The organism is Streptomyces peucetius, from assembly GCF_025854275.1.
Lineage (GTDB): Bacteria > Actinomycetota > Actinomycetes > Streptomycetales > Streptomycetaceae > Streptomyces > Streptomyces peucetius_A.
Genome location: NZ_CP107567.1, coordinates 4305977 through 4329719, shown reverse-complemented (window position 1 = coordinate 4329719; position 23743 = coordinate 4305977). Strand labels below are relative to the sequence as shown.

The following is a 23743-nucleotide window of genomic DNA, read 5'->3' as shown; positions in this document are numbered from 1 at the left end:
CCCAGACCCCGCGGGAACTCACCTGCCGGACAACAGCGAGGCCGGCCATGACCGTTTCACGGGCCATCAGGAACAAGGCGCAGACGATGAACGGCAGGGTCGCGGGAGAGCTCGGCCGGGTCACCCGCAACAGGTGACCGCAGCGCCGGGGGAGGATCGACCGGTCTCCGGAAGCCTGGAACAGGCCGTCGAGAAGACCAAGAGCGCCTTCGGGCGGGACAGAAGCGGACCCGATGATGTACGACCAGACACGCGCCCAGCAGCCCGCGGGCCAGACCCAGGGCCCTGCCGAGCGCCGTCCCCTGGGCCCGGAGCCGCTGCTCCCGTCGGCCGAAAGTGACGAGATCGTCCTGCGCCTCCGGCACGCCCTCAACACCTTCGCCGACACTCCGCGCGAAGCGCTGGAAGAGGCCGAGAGCGCCTACGACGAAGCCACCGCCCAGCTCCTGAACGCCCTCGCGGAGCGGCGGCGTGTCCTGCGCGCCGGCTGGCAGGACCGGGATCCCGGAACGCAGTCCGACGAACTCCGGCACGCGCTGAGGCAGTACCGGGAGATCACCCAGCGACTGCTCCACATCTAGGCGGCCACTACTCCGCGCTGCGGCGGAGCGCGGAGTAATATGGACATTACCGAGGGCATTTCGCACACCGGCTTCCACGCCGGGTCGTTCTCGGCGAAAGATGAATCCCGGGCCGCCGCAGAGACGGCCCGGAGACGGGTCCGCATGATGTCGGCGACCTTGCGCCCATCCCCGCCGCACCACGAGTCCGTCGCAGCCCCGGCCGCGCGTCTCGCTTTGAAGACCGACGGCACCTCCCGCGGACTCCTGGACGGTGCCTGGTGGCCCCGCTCCCGGGATCTGCTGAGCGAACTGCCGGCACTCACCGACGTGTTGGACCCCTTGGGGGGCCGCATCACCCGCATCGCCGTCAACCCGGTGTACTGGCCGGTCATCCCCCGCAAGGTTCCCGTGGACGGCCACATCGTCAAGGTCGGCTGGTTCACCCCGGAAATCGACCCGCACAAGCTGCTGCTGCTCTCCTACGGCACCAGCCGCTGGGACCTGCTGGTCATCCCGCCCGAGACCGGGGCGGAGTCGGCGGCCAGGCTGTTGGCTGCCGCGTCCGACTGCGACGGCCCGCCACTGACCGCGAGCGCGCTCATTGCCGCGGACGAGGCCCGGCACGGCGTCTCCGCGACCGACGAGCCACTGGGCCCGGACGAGTCATGGGAGTACGAGGGCGGCGCCTCCGCGGTGTCCGCGGCCGTTCCGGAGCAGACCGGTCCGTCCGGCCGGGCCAGCCGGCTGATCGTCGGGATGTGAGGGTGGCCGCCATGAACGTCTTCCTGACAGCCGCCGCCTTCGTGGTTCTCATCGCAGCGGCGGCATACGTGATCCATCGGCTCAACATCCAGCACGCCGACAGAATCGCCGTGCACCGGTACAGCGCCCCCCTGCCCGGCCGCCGCGGCCGCGGCATGCCACAGCCCCCGGTGGGACCGGACCGGTCCGAGTCGTCGACCACCGGCGAGGGGCGGGACCACCGCGACGGTGGCCGCGGCCGCTTCCCGCCGCGCCGCCGCCGTACCACTCACCACAGATGACCAGCCAGTTTCCATCAGCGGCCTCGCGTACGGACCATCGACTCGACTCGTACCAACACGCGCCCGTGCACCTGCAACCGGGCCATGGACCGCGCGAGCAACGGCCGGGACCCAGTATCCAAGGCATCTGACCAGTTGCCGGGCCCCATCTCACCTGCTCCGTTTCAGTGCGTGTGCCATGCGTGGGAGTTCCTCGTAGAGCAGTCGGCCGACCAGTGCCCCGCCGAAGACGACGACACCCACACCGACCAGCCAGGACTGGATGACGAGCACGGTTCCGACAGGTCCGTAGGTGAAGGCGTTGGATGCGATCAACGGCGAGAAGACGAGCCTGGAGAAGACCCTCAGGCCGAGCAGCCCTATGACCGTGGCCACGGCGCCGGGCAACAGGGCACGCCAGCGGATCCTCCCGCCGAGCAGCAGGTGCTGGGACCACCAGAGGAACAGCGCGGCGCTCAGCGAGGCCACGGCCCCACCTGCCAGGGGTTCGCGGCGCAGCGTGGTGGTGGCGGAGATGAAGAGGTATCCGGTGAGGATGCCGAGCCACACCACATGCCGCCACCTGGCCCACCAGCGGGCCGGCGACAGGTCCCAGACCTTCTCGTAGCCGGTCTGCACCGCCGCCCCGAAGGCCAGGCCGAACACGGCGAGAGCGGCGATACCGAACGCGGTCGTGGTCCGCAGGGCCTGGCCGGGCCGGATGAACAGCTGCTCGACCTGCTGCCTGGAGGCCGTAGACACACCAAGCCCTTCCCCCAGCCACTGCGCGAACCCCCGCCCGTGCTCGGGATCGGCGGAGGAGACGATGATCAGGAGTGGCACCAGCGTGAGCAACCCCAGCGCCGCAAAGCCCAGCGAACGCGACCACAGCTCAATATCCCTGCTCCGCCGCCATCCGCGCCCGACTGGCGAACGGCTGATCACGCGGCGAAAACGCCCGAACCAAGACGAACGGTCCGCGGCATCGGAAGGCTTCATCGGCATGCCTGTCGACTACCACGGTCGATACCGTCACCGCGCGAGGACGCGACGCAGAGATTCCCGGATAACCTGGAAGAACAAACGGCTACCGGGCTCAGCGGGCGGCGGCTTTCCGCAAGGGGACGGCTCGCACCGGCCCGGATCGACGGCTCAGGAGGCAGGCCATGATCCGTGCAGCCGATATCCGCGAGTGGCGCAACCGCAGTGTCGACGACCCGAAGGGCCACAAGATCGGCGTACTCGAAGCGGTCTACGTCGACACCACCACCGACGAACCGGCCATGGCCACGGTCCGCACCGGACTCCCCACCCGCCACCACCTGGCGTTCGTAGCCCTCGACGAGGCGATCCTCGGGTCAGGCTACGTCAAGGTCTCCTACCCCCCGGTCGGCCTGGACGACATCCTGCCCGCCGTGTCAGAGGAAGCGATCTTCCAGCACTACGACATGCCCCACCAGACGGGCGCAGGCGGCGAGCGGCAACTCGCGCGCCACTGATCTCCCGCGCTCGGCCACCCAAGGAGGCGCACACGTCATGGCCCTCTTGCTGTTTCTCGTTCTGGCTGCCGTCGTGCTGGGAATCATCGGAGTGGCCGCAGAAGGGTTGGGTTACTTGTTGATCATCGGCATCGTGGTCTTTGTGGCTGCGCTGGGCCTCATCGCCGTGCGCTGGTCCCAGCGCAGCGGTCGCCGCCCCCTCCGGTAACGAACGACACCCTGTACTCCGTGGAAGCCCAGCCGCTGGGAGCCATTTGGGAGCCGACCCGCTTCCCGAGTCCTCCCAGCACCACCCGAGACCCACCCAACCCAACGCCCTGACCTGTGGCAATGACAAATGGACAGGTGCCGATCGCTCCCGATCCTCATTCGGGACGAAGAGGTCGTGGGTTCAAATCCCGCCACCCCGACAGCTGAAAACCACGTCAGGCCCGGTGCTGAGAGATCAGCACCGGGCCTGACCCGTGTTGTGCGGGCTCGTTTCAGGAACCGAATCCGGGATGCGGCTCCCAGCGACGCTCTCAACCAGCGGGCGCCCGGGTAAGCCGATGCCCCCGCACCGGTCAAGGGACCGGTGCGTCAGTGCAGGCCGGGTCGCTGGACCCTGTGTGCGTCGCGCAGCAGGTCGGGCGCCAGTCGGCGGTGCACGGCGGACAGTGGTGGCCAGATTTTTGCCGCCGTCGGCCGGTCGTAGCGGATGAAGGTGGCCAAGGACACCTGCCCGTCGTCGACGTGCAGGACGAGGTTGCCGGTCAGCATCCAGGACCGGGCCTCGAGGCTGATCCATCGGTCACCGCGGTCGGCGACCCTCCATCCGGCCACGTGGCCCGGTGACGACCGGCGCTGCAGGCGCAGGCCGAGAAGCACCCGCCAGATCACTTGCCCCTTCAGGCCCGCGACGTCTTCCAAGGCCGCCCGGGCCCACTGCTCCGGTGACCTGCGTGCGGCATCGTCCGTGGTGAGGGTGAAGAGGTCGACGTAGTCGGGGTCGGTGATCGGGCTGAGAGCGCGGATCGCCTCAGGCATGTCGTGCTGTTGACGGACGGTCAAGGCGCTTGCTTTCACGGTGGCTTCCTCTCGACGGCCGGGGCGGTTGGTTCCGGGTGACATCCGCATCTCACTGGCTCCTCGGGCGCGAAGCTTCAGCCCGTCGCGCTGATGCATGGACCAGGTGTCGTACGGGCGGGCTTCGGGGTGCTCATCGTTGGCCCTCTGCCCGGCCGGGGGCCTCGGGGGTGAGACCGAGCACGCCTACGGCGGCCCGTTCGGCGAGGACCTCGCCGTGCGGGGCCTGGCCCACCAGGGCCACGACGGTTCCTTCGAGGGCGCCGACGAAGGCCAGCGCCATGGTGCGGGCGGGTGGCCCGGGCGGGATCGATCGCGTCGCGCGGCCCGCATCGATGAGCCGGGCGCAGAGCGTGACGAGTTCTTCGTAGCTGCTCTCCACGGCGTTCCCGACGGGGTGGTCCTGCCCCGCGAACTCCAGCCGCAGGGCGATCGCCATGCGGGCGACGTCACGTCGGCAGAAAACGGCGTGCCCCCGCGCCATGGCCCTCAGCGCCGCAACAGGCTCTGACTCCTGGTCGACGAGGCGCCCCACCTCGCGCTCCCAGGTGTCGAGGATCCACTCGAGGGCGGCCAGGGTCAGGTCCTGCTTGTCCTTGAACTGGTGGTACAGGGCGCCGCGGGTGTATCCGGCCTCGCCGGCCACCTGCTCCAGTCTGAGGTTGCCGTAGCCGTACCGGGACAGGCCCCGTGCGGCGGACTCCAGCAGTGCGGCGCGGGTGCGAGCTCTGCGGTCGGCCTGGCTGGAGCGGGACGGGCCGGCCGACCCTCGTCCGGACGGCCGGTCCGGCTTCGACTCATTACGTACATGCATGTATGTATGTTAGCCCGCCTCGTGGCGGGAAGGACCAGATCCGGCCTTTCCCATGAGAGGCCCTGAGGTCATAGGGCATCGCTGCCGACGAGAAGGGGGGTTCCGCGGTGAGCGGGACAGTGACGGCGGTCAGCAGCAATGGGGAGTACTCGTTCACCAAGGGCAACCGCGAGCGCATCACGCTGCTCGCCGGGCTCGGCGTGGAAGGGGACGTGCACGCGGGTGTCACGGTCAAGCACCGTTCGCGGGTGGCCCAGGACCCGACGCAGCCGAATCTGCGTCAGGTGCATCTGATGCACGAGGAGCTCTTCGCAGAGGTCGCCCGGGAAGGTTTCGACGTGCAGGCCGGCAACCTCGGGGAGAACATCACGACCCGCGGCATCGACCTGCTGGGTCTGCCCGTCGGGACACGGCTGCACATCGGCGACGAGGCGGTTGTGGAGGTCACGGGCCTGCGCAATCCCTGTCTGCAGATCGAGGAGTTCCGGGCCGGGCTGCTGAAGCAGGTCGTCGGCCGGGACGAGGCCGGGAACGTCGTACGCAAGGCCGGCATCATGAGCGTCGTCGTCGAGGGTGGCGCCGTACGGCCCGGCGACATGATCACGGTGCGTCTGCCGGACGAGCCGCACCGGCCGCTCGACAGGGTCTGACCGTTCCCGAGGTGCCCACACGTCCGCGCCGAGCCCCCGGACCGCCGGCGCTCGGTCCCTGGGCCCAGGTCTCCGGGTCAGGGGCGGTGTCGTTCCCGGGGCCGGTGGTTCGGTCCGATGGGCGATGACCGCGTCCGGGGCGGGCCACCAGGCTGAGTGTTCCGCAGCGAAGGGAGCACCCGATGTCCTACCCCGAACCCCGATACCTCGGGGAGAACGGCCGGGTCAGTGCGGCCTTCAGGCCGGCCGACACCGAGCCGGAGCTGAGTTCGCCCTCCGGGAACCGAACGCACTACCTGGCGACGCACGCCTCCACCGGCGGTGAATTCGGGCTCTACCGCGTCGACATGGGGCCTCGGTCACCTGGTCCGAGCACCCACTTCCACCGGTCGATCTCCGAGTCGTTCTTCATCCTGTCCGGGGAGGTCCGCCTCTACGACGGGGACCGGTGGGTCACGGGGCGGCAGGGCGACTTTCTCTACGTACCGGTCGGCGGGTTGCACGCCTTCCGGAACGAGTCCGACGACCCCGCCTCCATGCTGATGCTCTTCTCCCCCGGCGCACCGCGGGAGGAGTACTTCGAGAGGGTCGCGGAGCTGGCGGCGAAGGGCGGCGAGCAGTTCGCCGAGTTCCTCGTCAAGCACGACAGCTTCTTCGTCGACGAGAACGGCGGCCCGGAGCGAAGGCCCTGGGGGCGATCCGGCGGGTGATCCGGCGGGTGATCCGGCGGGCGGGGAACCGAAGCGGGGGGTCCGTCGTTGTCCGGTTGGGCAAAGGAATCGTCAAATGGCGCGGCCCGCGCCGGATTGCGCAGGGGATTTCCATGGGTGTCAGCCTTTCCAAGGGCGGCAACGTCTCGCTCAGCAAGGAGGCCCCGGGACTGACCGCGGTCGTCGTGGGCCTCGGGTGGGACGTCCGCAGCACCACCGGGACCGACTTCGACCTGGACGCCAGCGCCCTGCTGGTGGACGCGAACGGGAAGGTCCTGACCGACCAGCACTTCGTGTTCTTCAACAACCTCAAGAGCCCCGACGGCTCCGTCGAGCACACCGGTGACAACCTCACCGGTGAGGGCGAGGGCGACGACGAGCAGATCAAGGTCAACCTGGCCGGTGTGGCCGCCGAGGTCGACAAGATCGTCTTCCCGGTCTCGATCCACGAGGGCGAGAGCCGCGGCCAGTCGTTCGGCCAGGTGCGCAACGCGTTCATCCGCGTGGTCAACCAGGCCGACAACAACGAGCTCGCGCGCTACGACCTGAGCGAGGACGCCTCGACGGAGACCGCGATGGTCTTCGGCGAGCTGTACCGCAACGGCGCGGAGTGGAAGTTCCGCGCCGTCGGCCAGGGTTACGCCTCCGGACTGCGTGGCATCGCGCAGGACTTCGGCGTCAACATCTGACGAACGCCGGTTCTGGTGCCCGGTCCGTGCCACGGACCGGGCACCAGGTGCATCACTGACTGCCGCCGGTCGTTCCGAGGTCTCGCGGCCGGGCTGCCGGCCAGGACTTGAACGGCTTCGCGACCGGCCTCACAGCCGCCCTGGCGACGCCCTCCCCACCCCCTGGCGACGCCATTCCGACCGCCCTCCCGACCAGCCTCCCGACCGGGCTCGGGACCGCGCCCCCGGCGGCCCCACCAGAGGCATGCCCGAACCGGGCTCCCAGCCTGCGAGCAGCCCCTGCGCCGCCTGTTTGTCCACCGACCACGGGCCACGACGCGCCTCCCGCCGCCCCGCGCATTCACCGCCTTCCCCCCGGAACCGATCGGCCCCCGGCTGCGTCACGCGGCCGCAGATCCGGCATCAACGCCCCGTAAAGATTGCCGGAACCCGGCAATGCGACTGCACCGTCCTCGCTGCCACGATGGGTCCAGTCGGCAGCACGGATGTTCCGGATGCTGCTGCTCGGCAATGGGCCGGTCATGGCACGGTGAGGGAGACGGGGGTCGAAACGGTGAACGAGTTCCTGTCGACCGCCTTCGCCTTTCCCACCGTCCTGTTCAGCGCCGCTCTCGCCGTGGTCGTCGTCTTCTGGGTCCTGGTGCTGCTCGGTGTCGCCGATCACGACTCGTTCGACGGCGACGTCGAGCCGTCCGGCATCGGGGCTTCGGGACTCGGTGGAGTGCCGGTCGCCGTCGCCGCGTCGCTGCTGATCGTGACCGCGTGGTTCACGAGTCTCGCCGGCTCGGTGCTGCTGCGCCGTTCCGGCCTGGCCGGCATCCCGTACGCCGTCCTCGCCTGCGCCGTCCTCGCCGCTGCCGTGGTCGTCGCCTGGGTGGTCACCCGACGGCTGGCCCGCGCGCTGGCGAAACTGTTCCCCGAGGAACGGGTGCCGTCCCGGCAGGACTTCGTCGGAATGACGTGCACCGTCCGCACGGGGCGGGTGGATGCGCGATTCGGCCAGGCGGAGGTCAGGGCGAGGGACGGCTCCACCGCCGTCGTACAGGTCAGACAACTGGAGGCCAAGGGCGAGGAGTCTCTCGCCGCCGGGTCCACAGGGCTGCTCTACGAGTACGACGAAGCCGGTGAGTTCTTCTGGGTCGCGCCGTTCACCGCGATCGGTGAACTACCCGGCGGCGGCTCCTCGAACGCAGCCTGACGCTGCTGACCGAGCGCCGCCTGCGCACGGCCTGAGCGCCGCCCGAGCGCCGCCCGAGGCAACGCCGGAGCCCGCTGCACCCGCCCGAACCCCGCCCGCCCGAACCCCGTCGGCCCGACGCCCGCCGGCCCGGAACTCCGTACCAGCACCCCGCACCGGCAGCCCGTACCGGCAGCCCTTCTCGCCGCTCGTTCTTCACCTCTCACCCCGAGGGATTCCTCATGGATGCCATCACCACGGGCATCGGCGTGCTCATCGCCGCCGTACTGCTCATCGCCGTAGGTCTGTTGCTGATCGTCACGAGACTGTTCCGCAAGGTCGAGCAGGGCAAGGCCCTCATCGTCTCCAAGATGCGGAAGGTCGACGTCACCTTCACCGGTCAGGTCGTGCTGCCCGTCCTGCACAAGGCCGAGACCATGGACATCTCGGTGAAGACCATCGACATCACGCGGACCGGCCGCGACGGGCTGATCTGCCGCGACAACATCCGCGCCGACATCCGGATCTCGTTCTTCGTCCGAGTCAACAAGACCGTCGAGGACGTCATCAAGGTCGCCCAGGCCATCGGCACCGCCCGGGCCAGCGACAAGGAGACGCTGCAGGACCTGTTCAACGCCAAGTTCTCCGAGGCGCTCAAGACGGTCGGCAAGCAGATGGACTTCACCGACCTCTACACCAAGCGCGACGAGCTGCGGGACCGGATCATCCAGCTCATCGGCACCGACCTCAACGGCTACAGCCTCGAGGACGCGGCGATCGACTACCTGGAGCAGACGCCGCTCTCCCAGCTCGACCCGTCCAACGTCCTCGACGCGCAGGGCATCCGGAAGATCACCGAGATGACGTCCGTCGAGCATGTGCGCACCAACGAGTTCCAGCGCACCGAGGAGAAGGAGATCACGCGGCAGAACGTCGACGCCCGCGAGGCCATCCTGGAGCTGGAACGCCGGCAGGCCGACGCCGAGATCAAGCAGCGCCGCGAGATCGAGACCGTACGGGCCCGTGAGGAGGCGGAGACCGCCCGGGTGATGGAGGAGGAGCGGCTGCGGGCGCAGAGCGCGTTCCTGCGGACCGAGGAGCAGCTCGGCGTCCAGCGCGAGAACCAGGCGCGTGAGGTGGCCGTCGCGGAGAAGAACCGCGAGCGCGTGATCGCCATCGAGAGCGAGCGCATCGAGAAGGACCGGCTGCTCGAGGTCATCGCGCGCGAGCGGGAGACCGCGCTGACGCGGATCGCCGCCGACAAGGAGGTCGAGGCGGAGAAGCGGGAGATCGCGGAGGTCGTGCGCGAGCGGGTCGCCGTGGACCGTACGGTCGCCGAGCAGGAGGAGTCGATCAAGCGGCTGCGCGCCGTGGAGGAGGCGGAGCGCGAGCGGCAGGCGGTCGTCATCGCGGCCGAGGCCGAGGCCCAGGAGAGGCTGGTCAAGGACATCAAGGCCGCGGAGGCGGCCGAGCAGGCCGCCGTGCACCGTGCGGCCGAGGAGGTCACGCTCGCGGAGGCGCGTGTGAAGTCCGCGGACCTCGACGCCCGCGCGAAGCTGCGGCTGGCCGAGGGCATTCAGGCCGAGGCGGCGGCAGAGGGTCTCGCGGCGGTCCAGGTGCGTGAGAAGGAGGCCGACGCGATCGAGAAGGCCGGCCGTGCGGAGGCCCAGGCGGCGCAGGCACGTCTGCTCGCGGAGGCCGAAGGCGTACGGGCCAAGGGCGCCGCGGACGCGGCGGCCATCGGCGACAAGCTGAAGGCCGAGGCCGCGGGTCTGACGGAGAAGGCCGCGGCGATGGCAGCGCTGGACGAGGCGTCGCGCGGGCACGAGGAGTACCGGCTGCGCCTGGAGGCGGAGAAGGACATCCGGCTGGCGGGCCTCGACGTCCAGCGGCAGGTGGCCGAGGCGCAGGCGACGGTGCTCGCCACGGGTCTCGAGAGCGCCGACATCAGCATCGTCGGCGGGGAGTCCGTGTTCTTCGACCGGCTCATGTCGTCGATCTCGCTCGGCAAGGGCGTGGACTCGTTCGTGCAGCACTCGCAGACCGCGCAGACGCTGGCGAAGCCGTGGCTGGACGGTACGTCGAGCTTCACGGACGACCTGACGTCGGTCCTCGGTTCGGTGTCGACCGGTGATGTGCAGAACCTGACGGTGTCGGCGCTGCTGATGAGGCTGATGAAGTCAGGGATCGGCGGCGCGCAGAGCGGACAGCTGCAGCAGCTGCTGGAGGCTGCCGACCGGCTGGGCCTCGCCGACACGCCGATCGGGTCGCTCACGGCCCCGGCGGCCACGGCATCGCAGGGCGGCGCCGCCCCTGCGGCGTCGCTCAACGGCTCGGCCCACCCGGCCGCCTGAATCTCCGGGGCGGGACCGGTGCTGCCGGACGGGGTCAGCAGCACCGGTCCCGCCCCGGGAACGGACTTCATCGCAGGAAGCGAGCACGCACATGACCACGCCCACCACCGCCGTGCCCGTCAACGACGGACCGGCCCTCGGGGTGACCTCTCCCGGCGGCAACCCGCCGGCTGATCCTGGTTCCGCGGGCTCCCGGCCGACGGACAGCCGGCCCGCGAGCTCCGGGACGCAGACAGCAGGGGCGCAGGGAGCCGGTGCGAAGGGCTCCGGAAGCGCAAGTTCCGCCGGCTCCGCGAGGACGGACTCCGGAACGATGGACTCCGGGACGTACGAGGTGCTGCGTGACCGGCTCGCCGCCCAGGCGGCCGAGCTCGCCCGGCGTGCCGACGACCTCAACACCCGCCGTATCGCCACCTTCGGCTCGACGGAGCTGCGGCTCGCCGGCACGGAGCACCTCCGGACCGAGAACAACAGCGTGCCGCGCGACATCGTCGCCGTCGGCGAGAGCCTGCTCTTCGGCTACAACGTCGTCCTCGGGGTGAACCCGCAGACCTCGGTCGGCGATGTCTTCGCCCTGCACGACCGCGACCTGAGCCGGCTTCCCGACGACGCGGTGCCCGGCCTCCTCGACGACCCGGCCTTCCTGCGGGAGTTCGAGGCCCTGTACCGCTACTACCAGGGCGCCCGGCTGCTTCAGCTCCGCCGCACCGGCGGCCGGCTGCTGGCCGTCTTCCGCACCGGCGACAAGCCCACCGACATCCGGGTCCTGCGCTGGGCGATGACTCCCGACGGAAGCGCCGAGTTCCTGGACGCGCGGGGCGAGCGCGACCATGTCTTCCCCGCGTCGCACGAGTTCGAGTGGACGCCCACGACCCGCGACGACCACGTCCTCGGCCGGCACCCGCACGTGTCCGTCGGCGGCGAGGTCTTCGTCGCGACCGTCGGCGGCACCCTCACCGTGAAGACGGACGACGACACAGAGACCGGCGAGGGCATCCACTCGGAGCCCGTCGACGAGCCGCTGCAGTCGCTGGCGGACGCCGAGATCGAGCACGCCCGCGTCGGACCGCTGGTTCTGCTGCGCGTCCGCCCGTACAAGGAGGAGGCGTACCGGTACCTGGTCCACAACACGATCACCAAGACCGTGGTCCGGCTCGACGGCATCGGCCAGGCCTGCCGCCGGCTGCCGGAGGACCAGGGCATCGTCTTCCCCGGCGGCTACTACCTCGCCGCGACCGGGACCGCCCGTACCTTCGACGTCGACGCCGGGCTGATCGGTTCGCTGGAGTACGAGCGGACGGTACGGTCGCCGAACGGCGAGGACGTGATGTTCGCCTTCCACGGGCGGGTGGAGGGCCGCAGTCTCCTGCTGCCGTACAACGTGATCCGCAAGACGGTCGCCACGCCCTTGAACTGCCAGGGCTACGCCGTGTTCGAGGACGGCACACTGCTGGTCCTGCGCGCCGACGGCGTGGAGCCCGCCAGGGTCCACCCGGTGCAGCGCTGGCAGTCGCCGTTCGTCTCCGACACGTACGCCGCCGCCCGCCCCGCCGGGCAGGGCCCGCTGGCCGTCGTCGGCAACGCCGACCTGGTGCGCGGGATCTCCGACTGCCTGTCGCTCGCCCGCGCCGTCACCGAGACGCAGGCCGGTCCCACGACCGGTGTCTACGAGGCGCTGCTCGCCTCCTGCACCCGGACCGCCGACGCGTACCACTGGCTGAACGACCCCGAGTTCGGCGACCTCGCCACGCCGCTCGCCGGCATGCGGGCGACCGCCGAGCAGGTCGTCGGCGAGTTCGAGACCGTGAGGGAGCTGACGGCGCAGGCCGCACGCGCGCTGGAGGAGGCCGCGGGGCGGATCGCCGCACAGGTGCGCCGGCTGCGCGGCGAGACACCGCGCGGCGCGGGCGGATGGGTCGACGGGCTCACGGGACTGCGCCGCGCCCAGGGTGAGCTGATCACTCTCAAGGAACTCCGGTACGCGGACACGGACCGGATCGACGCGCTCGCCGCGGACACCGACGCCGACATCGCCTCGTTCGCGCAGCGTGCCGTGGCGTTCCTCGAGCGTGCGGACGCGTTCGAGGACTACCACGCGGACATCGAGGAGCTGACCGGCCGGGCCGGGGCGATCGCGACCGTCGCCGAGGCCGCACCGGTCGGCGAGCAGCTCGACGGGCAGGCGGAAGGGCTGCGTACGGTGACCGAGGTGGTCGCCGGGCTGGACATCGGTGACGCGGTGGTCCGTACGTCGATCCTCGAGCGGATCGCCGAGGTCCTCGGCGGCGTCAACCGCGCCCGGGCCACGCTCGACGCCCGCCGCGAGGAGCTCCTCGCCCACGAGGGCGAGGCGGAGTTCGCCGCCGAACTGGCGCTGCTCGGGCAGGCGGTGACCGGCGCTCTCGCCGCCGCCTCGGATCCGCAGGCGTGCGACGAGCAGCTCGCGGCGCTGCTGCTGCGGCTGGAGAACCTGGAGTCGCGGTTCGCCGAGTCCGACGACTTCCTCGCCGAGCTGGGCGCGAAGCGCACTGAGGTGTACGACGCGTTCGCGTCCCGCCGCCAGACGCTTCAGGACGCGCGGGCGCGGCGTGCCGAGCGGCTGGCGGGATCGGCCGTACGCGTGCTGGAGACGGTCTCCCGCCGGGTCGCCACGCTCGCCGACACGGGCGAGATCAACACCTACTTCGCCTCCGACCCGATGGTCGCCAAGGTCCGCCGCACCGCCGAGGAGCTGCGCGAACTGGGCGACGAGGTCAGGGCGGAGGAGCTGGAGGGCCGGCTGAAGGCGGCTCGCCAGGAGGCGGCACGGGCGCTGCGCGACCGGACCGACCTGTATGCGGACGGCGGCTCGGCGATCCGGTTCGGCCGGCACCGGTTCGCGGTGAACAGCCAGCCGTTCGAGCTGACGCTCGTGCCGCAGGGTGACGGTCTCGCGTTCGCGCTGACCGGCACGGACTACCGTTCGCCGGTCACCGACGCGACGGCGCCCGGCTTCGCTCAGACCCGGCCGTACTGGGAGCAGTCGCTGCCGTCGGAGAACGCGTCGGTGTACCGCGCCGAGCATCTGGCCGCCCGGCTCCTCGACGAGCACGGCGCCGAGGCGCTGGCCGACGCCGATCTCGCCGACCTCGCCGACCTCGTGCGCAGGTCGGCGGAGGCGGCGTACGACGAGGGCCACGAGCGGGGCGTCCACGACCACGACGCGACCCTGATCCTCGGAGCGCTGCTGCGGTTGCACGAGCAGGCCGGTCTGCTGCGTTACCCGCCGCAGGCGCGGGCCGCGGCCCAGCTCTTCTGGGCGCACGGCACGGACGAGTCCCGGCGCTCGGCGTGGACGCGGCGTGCGGTGTCGCTGGCGCGGGCGCGCGAGACGTTCGGTCTGGCGCCGGCGATCGCCACGTTCCGGGCCGAGATGGCGCGGGAGATCGGGGACGCGCTCGCCGCGGAGTACCTCTTCGAGGAGCTGACCTGCGGCCCCGAGGGCTTCGCCACGAGTGCCTCGGCCCGCACGCTGCTGGACAAGTTCCGTGGTGCGGTCGGCACTTCGGCGTACGAGGACGACCTGGCCGCGCTCGGCGACGACCTGGCGGCCCGCCGCCAGGTCGTCGAGAACTGGCTGTGCGCCTACACGGAGGCGACCGGTGCGGACGACACCGACCTCGCGGAGGCCGTCGCGGTGGAGCTGTGCCCGGACCTCGTACGGTACGAGTGCGGGGCGCCGCTGAGCGAGCAGGTCGAGGGTCTGCTCGGGAGCCACCCGCGCGTCGAGCGGCGGACGATGACGGTCCGCATCGACGAACTCCTGAACCGGACACGGCACTTCCGCGACGACGTGGCCCCCGGCTTCCGGGCGTACCAGCAGCGCCGGACCGCTCTGGCCGCGACCGAGCGCGAGCGGCTGCGGCTCGACGAGCACCGGCCCCGGGTGATGCCGGCGTTTGTCCGCAACCGGCTCATCGACGAGGTGTACCTGCCCCTCATCGGCGACAACCTGGCCAAGCAGCTCGGCACGGTCGGCGAGTCCCGGCGCACCGACAGCAACGGCCTGCTCCTGCTGGTCTCCCCGCCCGGCTACGGCAAGACGACGCTCATGGAGTATGTCGCCGACCGGCTCGGTCTGCTCCTGGTCAAGGTCAGCGGCCCGGCGCTGGGGCACGCGGTGACCTCGCTCGACCCGGAGGAGGCACCGAACGCGACCGCCCGCCAGGAGGTCGACAAGATCAACTTCGCGCTGGAGGCGGGGAGCAACGTCCTGCTGTACCTGGACGACATCCAGCACACGTCCCCGGAGCTGCTGCAGAAGTTCATCTCGCTGTGCGACGCGCAGCGCCGTATGGAGGGGGTGTGGCGGGGCGGGACGCGCACGTACGACCTGCGGGGCAAGCGCTTCGCGGTGTGCATGGCGGGCAACCCGTACACGGAGTCGGGGCAGCGGTTCCGGATCCCCGACATGCTCGCGAACCGTGCCGACGTGTGGAACCTGGGCGACGTGCTGACCGGCAAGGACGACGTGTTCGCGATGAGCTTCGTCGAGAACGCGCTCACGTCGCATCCGCTGCTCGCGCCGCTGTCCGGCCGGGAGCGGGCGGATCTGGACCTGCTGGTCCGGCTCGCCGCCGGCGACCCGACCGCGCAGGCGGACCGGCTTCAGCACGCCTACGCACCGGCAGAGCTGGAGCAGATCCTGGCGGTCATGCGGCATCTGCTGACCGCCAGGCGCACGGTCCTCGCCGTGAACGCCGCGTACATCGCCTCTGCGGCGAGCAGCGACGAGACTCGCTCAGAACCGCCGTTCCGGCTCCAGGGCTCCTACCGCAACATGAACAAGATCGTGGAACGGATCAGCCCCGTGATGAACGACGCCGAACTCGCGTCCGTGATCGAGGACCACTACGCCGGGGAGGCCCAGACCCTGACGAACGGCGCGGAGGCGGCCCTGCTCAAGCTGGCCGAGCTGCGCGGCACGCTGACGGCGGAGCAGGCGTCCCGCTGGGAGGAGATCAAGACGCGCTACGTACGCGCCCGGGCCCTCGGCGGCCCGGACGGGGACCCGCTGACGCGGGCGGTCGCGGCGCTCGGGCTGCTCGCCGACCGGGTGGCGGCGGTCGAGTCCGCGATCACACGGGCGGCCGACCCCCGCTATCTGGTGGCCCGCCCGTCGGGCCGCCACGCGGCGCCCACGCTCGCGGCGCCGGCCGTCGGGGGGCGGGACGGCGCGGGGCCGGCCGAGGCGGACGGCGGGACGGCGTCGGATCACGAGGCGTGAGGGCAAACGGGACGGAGGCTACGGACAGGCCCGTGGGCGGTCCGGGGGCCTGCGGGCGGACCAGCGGGCGGACAGTGAACGGACGGTGAAACGGACCCGTGGGCGGGCCTGTGGGTAAGTTGTCCACAGGCTGCGGAGGATGTGGGCGCGATCCGCTTTCATGGAGGGCATGAACGACGCACACACCGTGGCCGGCACGGCCGACATGCCCGACTGGGAGAAGCGCTTCCGGGCGCCGCGGGTCTCCCTGCCCGACTGGGCGGAGGACGCCCCGGACCGTTCCCTCTTCGTGTCGAACGCGACGGGGACGTACGAGCTGTACGCGTGGGACCGGGCGACGGGCGCCCAGCGCCAGGTCACCGACCGTCCGAACGGCACGACGGACGGGATACTCACACCCGACGGCGAGGCCGTCTGGTGGTTCTCGGACACCGACGGCGACGAGTTCGGCATCTGGATACGGCAGTCGTTCCACGGCGGCGACGACGTGCCCGCCGCGCCGGGTCTCGAGCCCTCGTATCCGGCCGGCCTCGCCATCGGCCGGGACGGCACCACCGCCGTCGTCGGCCGCTCCACCGACGAGGACGGCACGACGATCCATGTCGTACGGGCGGGCGCGGCGCCCGTCGAGATCTACCGGCACCGGGAGTCGGCCGGGGTGGGCGACCTCTCGCACGACGGATCGCTGCTCGCGATCGAGCACACCGAGCACGGGGACGCCATGCACTCCGCCCTGCGGGTGACCCGTCTCGACGGCACGACCGTGGCCGAGCTGGACGACACGGCGGGCGGCACGGTGGAGCTCGGCCTGGAGGTCCTCGGTTTCGCCCCGGTCGCCGGTGACACCCGCCTGCTCGTCGGGCATCAGCGGCGCGGCCGCTGGGAGCCGATGATCTGGGACGTCGCCTCCGGCGAGGAGAGCGACCTCGGCATCGAGCTGCCGGGTGATGTGAACGCCGAGTGGTATCCGGACGGCTCCGCACTGCTGATCGCGCACAGCTTCGAGGCACGCGGCGAGCTGTGGCGGTACGACCTGGCGACCCGCGCACTGACCCGGATCGACACACCGGCCGGTTCGGTCTCCGGCGCGACGGCCCGCCCGGACGGCAGCGTCGAGTACCTGTGGTCGTCCGCGGCCCAGCCGCCCCGCGTCCGGTCCACCGCCGGCGGTGTCGTCCTCGACCCTCCGGGCCTGAAGGCCCCCGCCTCTGTGCCGGTCGAGGACGTCTGGGTGGAGGGCCCCGGCGGCCGTATCCACGCCCTGGTGCAGAAGCCCGCTGGCGCCGGCGGCCCGCTGCCGACGGTCTTCGAGATCCACGGCGGCCCGACCTGGCACGACAGCGACGCCTTCGCCGCCGGCCCGGCGGCCTGGCTCGACCATGGTTACGCGGTCGTCCGCGTCAACTACCGGGGCTCGACGGGCTACGGCCGCGAGTGGACGGACGCGCTCAAGCACCGTGTCGGCCTGATCGAGCTGGAGGACATCTCGGCCGTCCGCGAGTGGGCGGTCTCCTCCGGGCTCGCCGACCCGGCGAAGCTGGTCCTGGCGGGCGGGTCCTGGGGCGGTTATCTGACCCTGCTGGGCCTCGGCACGCAGCCGCGCGACTGGGCCGTCGGCATCGCCGCCGTACCGGTCGCCGACTACGTCACGGCGTACCACGACGAGATGGAGAACCTGAAGGCACTCGACCGCACGCTGTTCGGCGGCACCCCGGAGGAGGTCCCGGAGCGCTGGGAGGCGTCGTCCCCCCTGACGTATGTCGACGCGGTGCGGGCCCCCGTCTACATCTCGGCCGGAGTCAACGACCCGCGCTGCCCGATAAGGCAGATCGACAACTACGTCGACCGGCTCGCGTCACGCGGCGCGGTCCACGAGGTGTACCGGTACGACGCGGGTCACGGCTCCCTGGTGGTGGAGGAACGCATCAAGCAGGTGCGCCTCGAGATCGACTTCGCCGACCGGTGTCTGAAGGGAGCCGCCGTGCAGCCGTGAGCGACGGCGCCGCTTGCCCGGCCGGAGCACGCGCCGCCACTGCCGCCCCGAGGACCGCACCACCGCTGTCGCCGGAGGACCGTGTCACCGCTGTCACCCGGAGTACGCCCCGCGGCTGCTGTCGGCCGTCGGGGCTGCCCCGGCACACGGAACGGCTGACGCGTTCCGTACCGTGGAGGGGTGTACCGATTCCTGCTGACGCCCCGCTGGTGGGGGATCAACGTCTTCGTCCTGCTGGCGATCCCGTTCTGCGTCTTCATGGGTTCGTGGCAGTTGGGCAGGTTCGAGGACCGCGTCGACTCCCACCGTGAGGCGGAACACAAGCCGGGTGAGGAGCAGCAGGAGGCGGTACCGCTCGAGGAGCTGCTGCCCGTCGACAAGGAGACGTCCGGTCGGCTGGCGACGGCTTCCGGCCGGTACGGCGAGCAGTTCGTGGTCCCGCAGCGTGAACTCGACGGGAAGCGCGGCTCGTACGTGCTGACACTGCTGCGGACGGACGGCGGGCGCGTGCTGCCCGTGGTCCGCGGCTGGATGCCCGAGGGCGGCCGGGCGCCGGCCGCCCCGGCCGGTGACGTGACGGTCACGGGAGCGCTGCAGGCATCCGAGTCCACGGGTACGGACGGGGTGCACACGGCGGGCGGTCTGCCGAGCGGGCAGCTGGGCATGATCAGCGCGGCGTCGCTGGTGAACCTGGTTCCGGACGACGTCTACGACGCTTGGGTCACGCTGTCGAAGGCGGACAGCGGCCTGACGGCCGTGCCGGCCGCGGCCCCGGAGAACAGCGGCCTGGACCTCAAGGCGTTCCAGAACCTCGGCTACACGGGCGAGTGGTTCGTCTTCGCCGGTTTCGTGCTCTTCATGTGGTTCCGCCTGGTCCGCCGGGAGGCGGAAGCGGCCAAGGACCGCGCCCTGGGGCTCGAGCCCGAGACCGCCTGAGCCCGAGGCTCCCGAGCTGCCCGACCTCCGGCACGCCTCGACGGCCCCCGCGTCGCGACACCGGCGCGGCGTCGCCCCACCGGGCCCGCGGCGCACCTCGACGGCGCGCGTCGCGTCACTGGCCCGCGAGCACGCCCGTGTAGTAGATCGTGCCGGCGCAGGCGTCGGGGACGTTCGTCTGGCCGGTGACCGTGCCGCCCAGCGTCGCGTACGTGACCGTCACGCTGCCGTCCTTCGTACCGCCCTCGTGCAGCAGCTGGGGCTCGGTGGCGCTCCCCTCGGACGTATCGGCGCCGCCCTGGCCACCGGCACCACCGGTGCTCCCGCCGGCCCCGGTGGCGCCGCCCGAGGTTTCACCACCGGAGGGAGAGGGTGCGGGAGAGGAGCCCTCGGTCGGGCAGGTGTCGGACGGCACCCACGCGAACTTCACCTCGTACGCCTTGCCAGCGGTCGCGACGACCACGTCGGTCTCGGTCGCCGTCGGGTCGGGCAGGCCGCTCGCCCCGTCACCCGCGGTGTGGCGCGCCACACCGATCCGGGCCGGATCGGCGGCACCCAGCGCCTGGAAGCCGACGGTGGAGCCCCCGGCAGAGCAGTCGGTGCCCGAGACGTTGGTGATGCGGAAGCTTCCGTACGCCTTGCCGTCGGCCTCCGGCGCGCCCAGCTCCGTGGAGACCACCAGCTGCCCGGGCTCGCAGGCCGCCTGCGTCTCAGGGGTCTGGACCGCTCCCGAAGCGCCGTCCGATCCTCCGGTCGGCACGTCCGCCGACCGGTCGGGTCCGGTGCTCGCGCCCGGTACGACCGCGTCCCCGGAGCCCTGAGTGGGCCCCTTGACGCCGTTGTCGCCACCGGTGACGCCCGGGTCGTTGCCCGTGCCGCCCTGCGCCTGCTGGTCGTGTCCGGCATTGACGGGGTTGGCACTGTCGCCGCTTCCCGAGTTCGCCACGTGGACGAAGGCGGGGACGGCGGTGCCGATCAGCAGGGCCGCGGCTGCCATGCCGACCAGGGCCTGCCGCTTGCGGGCCCGTCGTGCGGGGACCGCCCGGCGCAGATGGTCAAGTGCGTCGGCGGAGGGCTGGATGTCCTGGACGGCGCCGTGCAGCAGGCGTCGCAGTGCGTCCTCGTCCGATCCGATGCCGCTGATCGGAAGCTCCATCGGCCCGTCGGCCGGCCCGTTGTTCACAGTCTCGTTCCCACTCCGCTGGTCGGACGGCCCGTCCGGCCCGTAATACTCGGAATGCCCTGAATTCTCGGAATGCTCGGAATGCCCTGAGCGCTCGAAATGTTCGGAGTCGTGTTCGCGGCTGCTCATTTCGTGGCCTCCATGGCGACGCGGAGCGCCGCAATGCCCCGCGAGCCGTACGCCTTGACCGAGCCGAGGGACACCCCCAGGGTCTCGGCCACCTGAGCCTCCGTCATGTCTGCGAAGTATCGCAGCACCAGCACCTCCCGCTGGCGCCGCTGCAGCCCCCGCATCGCCTTGATGAGCGCGTCCCGCTCCAGCTGGTCGTACGCGCCTTCCTCCGCGCTCGCCATGTCCGGCATCGGCTTGGAGAGCAGCTTGAGGCCGAGGATGCGCCTGCGCAGCGCGGAACGGGAGAGGTTGACCACGGTCTGCCGCAGGTAGGCGAGGGTCTTCTCCGGGTCCCGCACGCGATTCCGCGCCGAGTGGACCCGGATGAACGCCTCCTGGACCACGTCCTCGCACGACGCCGTGTCGTCGAGGAGCAGCGCGGCAAGGCCCAGCAGCGAGCGGTAGTGGGCGCGGTAGGTCTCGGTGAGCAGGTCGACGGTGGTGCCCGTGGCCATGGTGTCGTCAGAACCCTGCCGCTGGGACGGCATGCGCGTGGTGCGCGAAGCAGGCATGGGGGCGATCACCGGCATGCCGCCGGCCGGGCGGGGCCTGCGGCGCGGGCGCACCGAAGCGCCACGGACCGGGGCCACCCTTGCGATGTCGAGAACCTCTGCCACGCCTGTTGGACACGCTGCCCCCCGCCAGGGTTGTACGCGCACGCCACCGCTTTCGACGGCGAACCGAATACCCGCATGCGCACCGATCTTCCCCAATGCCCCGTTTTTTGGGGCACCGTGCCGAGGTGCCCGCAAAGACGCTCCCGCCCGACCACCGGTTGCAGCAAGGAGGAATCGCATACTCGAACAAGCCGACGCCCCAGTTCAAGTGGTACAGACCATGGTTCTCCCCACAGGGCGTTCACAGATCCTACAAAGAACAGGGGCTGAATCACGTTGTATTAACTGCTGGGACCACGAGATTACGAGACGCCACCGACAGTCCCACCGCCGCCCGCCCCTGAGCCACCGTCCGCGCGCCCTGTTCGCACCCCGTTCGCGCGCCGCCGCGCCCCGTTCTCGCCCCCCCACACCACGCCGCCGCGCCCCCACGCCGCGCCCCGCAGAACCAGGCACGAAGGCCCGCCACGCAGGACCCGGCACGACGGGGACGGTCTTACACGAATTCGGCGGCCACCGCCTCGGCGATCTGCGCGGAGTTGAGAGCCGCGCCCTTGCGGAGGTTGTCGCCGCAGACGAACAGTTCGAGCCCGCAGGCGTCGTCCGGGGAACGCCGCACACGACCCACCCAGGTCGGGTCGGTTCCCACCACGTCCGCGGGTGTGGGGAAGTCCCCCGCCTCCGGGTTGTCGTAGAGCACGACGCCGGGCGAGGTCGCGAGGACCTCGTGCGCCCGCTCCACGGTGATCTCCTTCTCGAAGCGCGCGTGCACCGACAGCGAATGGGTCGTCAGCACCGGCACCCGTACACAGGTCGCGGTCACCTTCAGAGTCGGCAGGCCGAGGATCTTGCGGGTCTCCGCCCGCAGCCCCAGTTCCTCGGAGGACCAGCCGTCGTCGGCGACCGTCCCCGCCCAGGGCACCACGTTGAGCGCCAGCGGCGCCGGGAACGGCCCCAGGTCGTCGCCCACCGCACGCCGTACGTCTCCGGGTCCGGCACCCAGCTCCGTACCGGCGACCATCGACAGCTGCGCCCGCAGCGAGGCCACGGCCTCACGGCCCGCGCCGCTGACTGCCTGGTACGACGAGACGACCAGTTCCTGCAGGCCGAACTCACCGTGCAGCGCGCCGACCGCCGGGAGCATGGCGAGCGTCGTGTCGTGCGGGCTCGCGACGATGCCGCGCGGGCGCACCCGCACGGCATGGGGGTTGACCTCGGGGACGACCAGCGGGACTTCGGCGTCCATCCGGAAAGCCGGGGACGCGTCCACGACCACGGCCCCCTTGGCGACGGCCATGGGCGCCCAACGCTCGGACACCTCGCCCGGCGCCAGGAAGATCGCCACGTCGATGCCGTCGAAGAGGCCCTCGCCGAGCTGCAGAACCTCGCACTCCTCCCCGCGCACGGCCAGCTTGCGGCCGGCCGAGCGCGGGGAGGCGGCGAGTCTGATCTCGCCCCAGACGTCCTCGTGCTGGGACAGGATCTGGAGCATCACCGCACCGACGGCTCCGGTCGCTCCGACGACCGCGAGCGCCGGCTTGCGGGTCATCGCCGCACGCCTCCGTGCAGGCGGGTCATCGGCCGGTGCCTCCGTAGACGACAGCCTCGTCGGAGTCGGAGTCGAGCCCGAAGGCGCTGTGCACGGCGCGCACCGCCTCGTTGACGTCGTCGGCACGGGTGACGACCGAGATGCGGATCTCGGAGGTCGAGATCAGCTCGATGTTCACGCCCGCGTCGGACAGCGCCTCGAAGAACGAGGCGGTGACGCCCGGGTTGGTCTTCATACCGGCGCCGACCAGGGAGATCTTGCCGATCTGGTCGTCGTAGCGCAGCGAGTCGAAGCCGATGGCGGACTTCTGCTTCTCCAGAGCGGCCATCGCCTTGGCGCCGTCCGTCTTGGGCAGCGTGAAGGAGATGTCGGTCAGGGCGGTGGTGGCCGCGGAGACGTTCTGCACGACCATGTCGATGTTGATCTCGGCGTCGGCGATCGCGCGGAAGATGGCGGCTGCCTCACCGGGCTTGTCGGGAACGCCGACAACCGTGACCTTGGCCTCGGAGACGTCGTGGGCGACTCCCGAGATGATGGCGTGCTCCACCTTCTGATCCCCTCGCGGTTCGTTGCTGACCCAGGTGCCGCGCAGTCCCGAGAAGGACGAGCGGACGTGGATCGGGATGTTGTATCGGCGTGCGTACTCCACACAGCGGTGGAGCAGCACCTTGGAGCCGGAGGCGGCGAGCTCCAGCATGTCCTCGGAGGAGATCCAGTCGATCTTCCGGGCCTTCTTCACGACCCGCGGGTCGGCGGTGAAGACGCCGTCGACGTCGGTGTAGATCTCGCAGACCTCGGCGTCCAGTGCGGCGGCCAGCGCCACCGCCGTGGTGTCGGACCCGCCACGCCCGAGGGTGGTGATGTCCTTCTTGTCCTGGGACACACCCTGGAACCCGGCGACGATGGCGATGTTGCCCTCGTCGAGCGCCGTGCGGATCCGGCCCGGCGTCACATCGATGATGCGCGCTTTGTTGTGGACCGAGTCGGTGATGACGCCTGCCTGGCTGCCGGTGAACGACTGGGCCTCGTGGCCCAGGTTTTTGATCGCCATGGCCAGCAGGGCCATGGAGATCCGCTCTCCCGCGGTCAGCAGCATGTCGAACTCACGCCCGGCAGGGATCGGGGATACCTGCTCGGCGAGATCGATCAGCTCGTCCGTCGTGTCACCCATCGCCGACACCACGACGACCACCTGGTGGCCGTCCTTCTTGGCATCGACGATTCGCTTGGCGACCCGCTTGATGCCTTCGGCATCGGCTACGGAGGAGCCTCCGTACTTCTGCACGACAAGGCCCACGTGCGCTCCTCGCTCGGTCTTCTGCAGTCACTACTGCGGTCGGCTTATTTTATCGAGCAGCCGCGGATCGCCCCTTTTGTGTCACATGGTGAGATGTCCCGCTCACCCAGTGATCATCCGGACGTCCCGGAGGGCGCCCGCGGCCGTTCGGGTTGGCTACTGCCCAAGGGTCACCGGGGTACGCGAGG

20 protein-coding genes are annotated in these 23743 nt (G+C 70.9%); 13 read left to right on the top strand and 7 right to left on the bottom strand.

The window, feature by feature from the left end; all coding sequences use genetic code 11:
• The first annotated feature begins 233 nt into the window (after positions 1-233).
• Genes OGH68_RS19950 through OGH68_RS19940 form a run of 3 tightly spaced genes read left to right on the top strand, consistent with a single transcriptional unit; the run spans position 234 to position 1606 of the window.
• A complete protein-coding gene (locus OGH68_RS19950) occupies positions 234-581 on the top strand; it encodes a hypothetical protein (RefSeq protein WP_264245860.1) in 348 nt (115 codons plus the stop codon).
• Between the two features lie 39 nt (positions 582-620).
• On the top strand, positions 621-1325 hold the full coding sequence (locus tag OGH68_RS19945; protein ID WP_264245857.1) for a DUF5994 family protein: 705 nt from the start codon (positions 621-623) through the stop codon (positions 1323-1325).
• 11 nt (positions 1326-1336) lie between these two features.
• Positions 1337-1606: a hypothetical protein gene (locus tag OGH68_RS19940; RefSeq protein ID WP_264245856.1), complete on the top strand. Its 270-nt coding sequence runs from the start codon at positions 1337-1339 to the stop codon at positions 1604-1606.
• A gap of 150 nt (positions 1607-1756) precedes the next feature.
• Here OGH68_RS19940 and OGH68_RS19935 read toward each other — a convergent pair whose 3' ends face one another.
• The gene (locus OGH68_RS19935) at positions 1757-2590 is read right to left on the bottom strand and encodes a YihY/virulence factor BrkB family protein (RefSeq protein WP_264245855.1); all 834 of its coding nucleotides are present in this window, start codon (positions 2588-2590) and stop codon (positions 1757-1759) included.
• A gap of 161 nt (positions 2591-2751) precedes the next feature.
• Between OGH68_RS19935 and OGH68_RS19930 the strand changes: the two genes are divergently transcribed.
• The gene (locus OGH68_RS19930; protein ID WP_264245854.1) at positions 2752-3084 is read left to right on the top strand and encodes a PRC-barrel domain containing protein; all 333 of its coding nucleotides are present in this window, start codon (positions 2752-2754) and stop codon (positions 3082-3084) included.
• 37 nt (positions 3085-3121) lie between these two features.
• Positions 3122-3292 carry a hypothetical protein gene (locus tag OGH68_RS19925; protein WP_264245852.1) on the top strand — a complete coding sequence of 57 codons (171 nt, stop codon included), beginning with the start codon at positions 3122-3124 and terminating at the stop codon, positions 3290-3292.
• Between the two features lie 371 nt (positions 3293-3663).
• Here the strand turns inward: OGH68_RS19925 and OGH68_RS19920 are convergent, their stop codons facing one another.
• Positions 3664-4110 carry a hypothetical protein gene (locus OGH68_RS19920; protein ID WP_264245850.1) on the bottom strand — a complete coding sequence of 149 codons (447 nt, stop codon included), beginning with the start codon at positions 4108-4110 and terminating at the stop codon, positions 3664-3666.
• A gap of 172 nt (positions 4111-4282) precedes the next feature.
• Entirely contained in the window at positions 4283-4963 is a 681-nt protein-coding gene (locus tag OGH68_RS19915) for a TetR/AcrR family transcriptional regulator (protein WP_264245848.1), read from the bottom strand.
• A gap of 119 nt (positions 4964-5082) precedes the next feature.
• Between OGH68_RS19915 and OGH68_RS19910 the strand changes: the two genes are divergently transcribed.
• From OGH68_RS19910 to OGH68_RS19875, 8 genes are all read left to right on the top strand, one after another.
• Positions 5083-5613 (top strand): MOSC domain-containing protein, encoded by a 531-nt coding sequence (locus tag OGH68_RS19910; protein ID WP_264250182.1) that lies wholly within the window; start codon positions 5083-5085, stop codon positions 5611-5613.
• Positions 5614-5795: 182 nt separating this feature from the next.
• Entirely contained in the window at positions 5796-6323 is a 528-nt protein-coding gene (locus tag OGH68_RS19905) for a cupin domain-containing protein (RefSeq protein WP_264245846.1), read from the top strand.
• 113 nt (positions 6324-6436) lie between these two features.
• Positions 6437-7012, top strand: a complete 576-nt coding sequence (locus OGH68_RS19900; RefSeq protein WP_264245843.1) for a TerD family protein — start codon at positions 6437-6439, stop codon at positions 7010-7012.
• Between the two features lie 553 nt (positions 7013-7565).
• On the top strand, positions 7566-8210 hold the full coding sequence (locus OGH68_RS19895; RefSeq protein WP_264250180.1) for a hypothetical protein: 645 nt from the start codon (positions 7566-7568) through the stop codon (positions 8208-8210).
• A 221-nt stretch (positions 8211-8431) separates the two neighbouring features.
• Entirely contained in the window at positions 8432-10543 is a 2112-nt protein-coding gene (locus OGH68_RS19890) for an SPFH domain-containing protein (protein WP_264245840.1), read from the top strand.
• A gap of 313 nt (positions 10544-10856) precedes the next feature.
• On the top strand, positions 10857-15809 hold the full coding sequence (locus tag OGH68_RS19885) for a DNA repair ATPase (protein ID WP_264245839.1): 4953 nt from the start codon (positions 10857-10859) through the stop codon (positions 15807-15809).
• Between the two features lie 160 nt (positions 15810-15969).
• Positions 15970-17802, top strand: coding sequence for a prolyl oligopeptidase family serine peptidase (locus OGH68_RS19880; protein ID WP_413471117.1), 1833 nt, complete (start codon positions 15970-15972; stop codon positions 17800-17802).
• Positions 17803-17982: 180 nt separating this feature from the next.
• Positions 17983-18738, top strand: coding sequence for an SURF1 family protein (locus OGH68_RS19875; RefSeq protein ID WP_264245834.1), 756 nt, complete (start codon positions 17983-17985; stop codon positions 18736-18738).
• Positions 18739-18853: 115 nt separating this feature from the next.
• On the opposite strand, the gene OGH68_RS19870 is transcribed toward OGH68_RS19875, so the two are convergent.
• The 4 genes from OGH68_RS19870 to OGH68_RS19855 form a co-directional block, all read right to left on the bottom strand.
• Positions 18854-19921: a hypothetical protein gene (locus OGH68_RS19870; protein ID WP_264245831.1), complete on the bottom strand. Its 1068-nt coding sequence runs from the start codon at positions 19919-19921 to the stop codon at positions 18854-18856.
• Positions 19922-20046: 125 nt separating this feature from the next.
• Positions 20047-20709 carry a SigE family RNA polymerase sigma factor gene (locus OGH68_RS19865; RefSeq protein ID WP_264245827.1) on the bottom strand — a complete coding sequence of 221 codons (663 nt, stop codon included), beginning with the start codon at positions 20707-20709 and terminating at the stop codon, positions 20047-20049.
• A gap of 496 nt (positions 20710-21205) precedes the next feature.
• The gene (locus tag OGH68_RS19860; protein ID WP_264245825.1) at positions 21206-22258 is read right to left on the bottom strand and encodes an aspartate-semialdehyde dehydrogenase; all 1053 of its coding nucleotides are present in this window, start codon (positions 22256-22258) and stop codon (positions 21206-21208) included.
• A gap of 25 nt (positions 22259-22283) precedes the next feature.
• A complete protein-coding gene (locus OGH68_RS19855; protein ID WP_264245824.1) occupies positions 22284-23555 on the bottom strand; it encodes an aspartate kinase in 1272 nt (423 codons plus the stop codon).
• Positions 23556-23743 lie beyond the last annotated feature (188 nt).

Bases quoted from the DNA above. Each gene is read 5' to 3' on its own strand.
- OGH68_RS19925 (WP_264245852.1), top strand. From the start codon at position 3,122: ATGGCCCTCTTGCTGTTTCTCGTTCTGGCTGCCGTCGTGCTGGGAATC.
- OGH68_RS19935 (WP_264245855.1), bottom strand. From the start codon at position 2,590: ATGCCGATGAAGCCTTCCGATGCCGCGGACCGTTCGTCTTGGTTCGGG.
- OGH68_RS19880 (WP_413471117.1), top strand. From the start codon at position 15,970: ATGGAGGGCATGAACGACGCACACACCGTGGCCGGCACGGCCGACATG.
- OGH68_RS19945 (WP_264245857.1), top strand. From the start codon at position 621: ATGGACATTACCGAGGGCATTTCGCACACCGGCTTCCACGCCGGGTCG.
- OGH68_RS19885 (WP_264245839.1), top strand. From the start codon at position 10,857: ATGGACTCCGGGACGTACGAGGTGCTGCGTGACCGGCTCGCCGCCCAG.
- OGH68_RS19915 (WP_264245848.1), bottom strand. From the start codon at position 4,963: ATGCATGTACGTAATGAGTCGAAGCCGGACCGGCCGTCCGGACGAGGG.
- OGH68_RS19950 (WP_264245860.1), top strand. From the start codon at position 234: ATGATGTACGACCAGACACGCGCCCAGCAGCCCGCGGGCCAGACCCAG.
- OGH68_RS19890 (WP_264245840.1), top strand. From the start codon at position 8,432: ATGGATGCCATCACCACGGGCATCGGCGTGCTCATCGCCGCCGTACTG.
- OGH68_RS19900 (WP_264245843.1), top strand. From the start codon at position 6,437: ATGGGTGTCAGCCTTTCCAAGGGCGGCAACGTCTCGCTCAGCAAGGAG.
- OGH68_RS19930 (WP_264245854.1), top strand. From the start codon at position 2,752: ATGATCCGTGCAGCCGATATCCGCGAGTGGCGCAACCGCAGTGTCGAC.
- OGH68_RS19905 (WP_264245846.1), top strand. From the start codon at position 5,796: ATGTCCTACCCCGAACCCCGATACCTCGGGGAGAACGGCCGGGTCAGT.
- OGH68_RS19860 (WP_264245825.1), bottom strand. From the start codon at position 22,258: ATGACCCGCAAGCCGGCGCTCGCGGTCGTCGGAGCGACCGGAGCCGTC.
- OGH68_RS19940 (WP_264245856.1), top strand. From the start codon at position 1,337: ATGAACGTCTTCCTGACAGCCGCCGCCTTCGTGGTTCTCATCGCAGCG.
- OGH68_RS19920 (WP_264245850.1), bottom strand. From the start codon at position 4,110: ATGCCTGAGGCGATCCGCGCTCTCAGCCCGATCACCGACCCCGACTAC.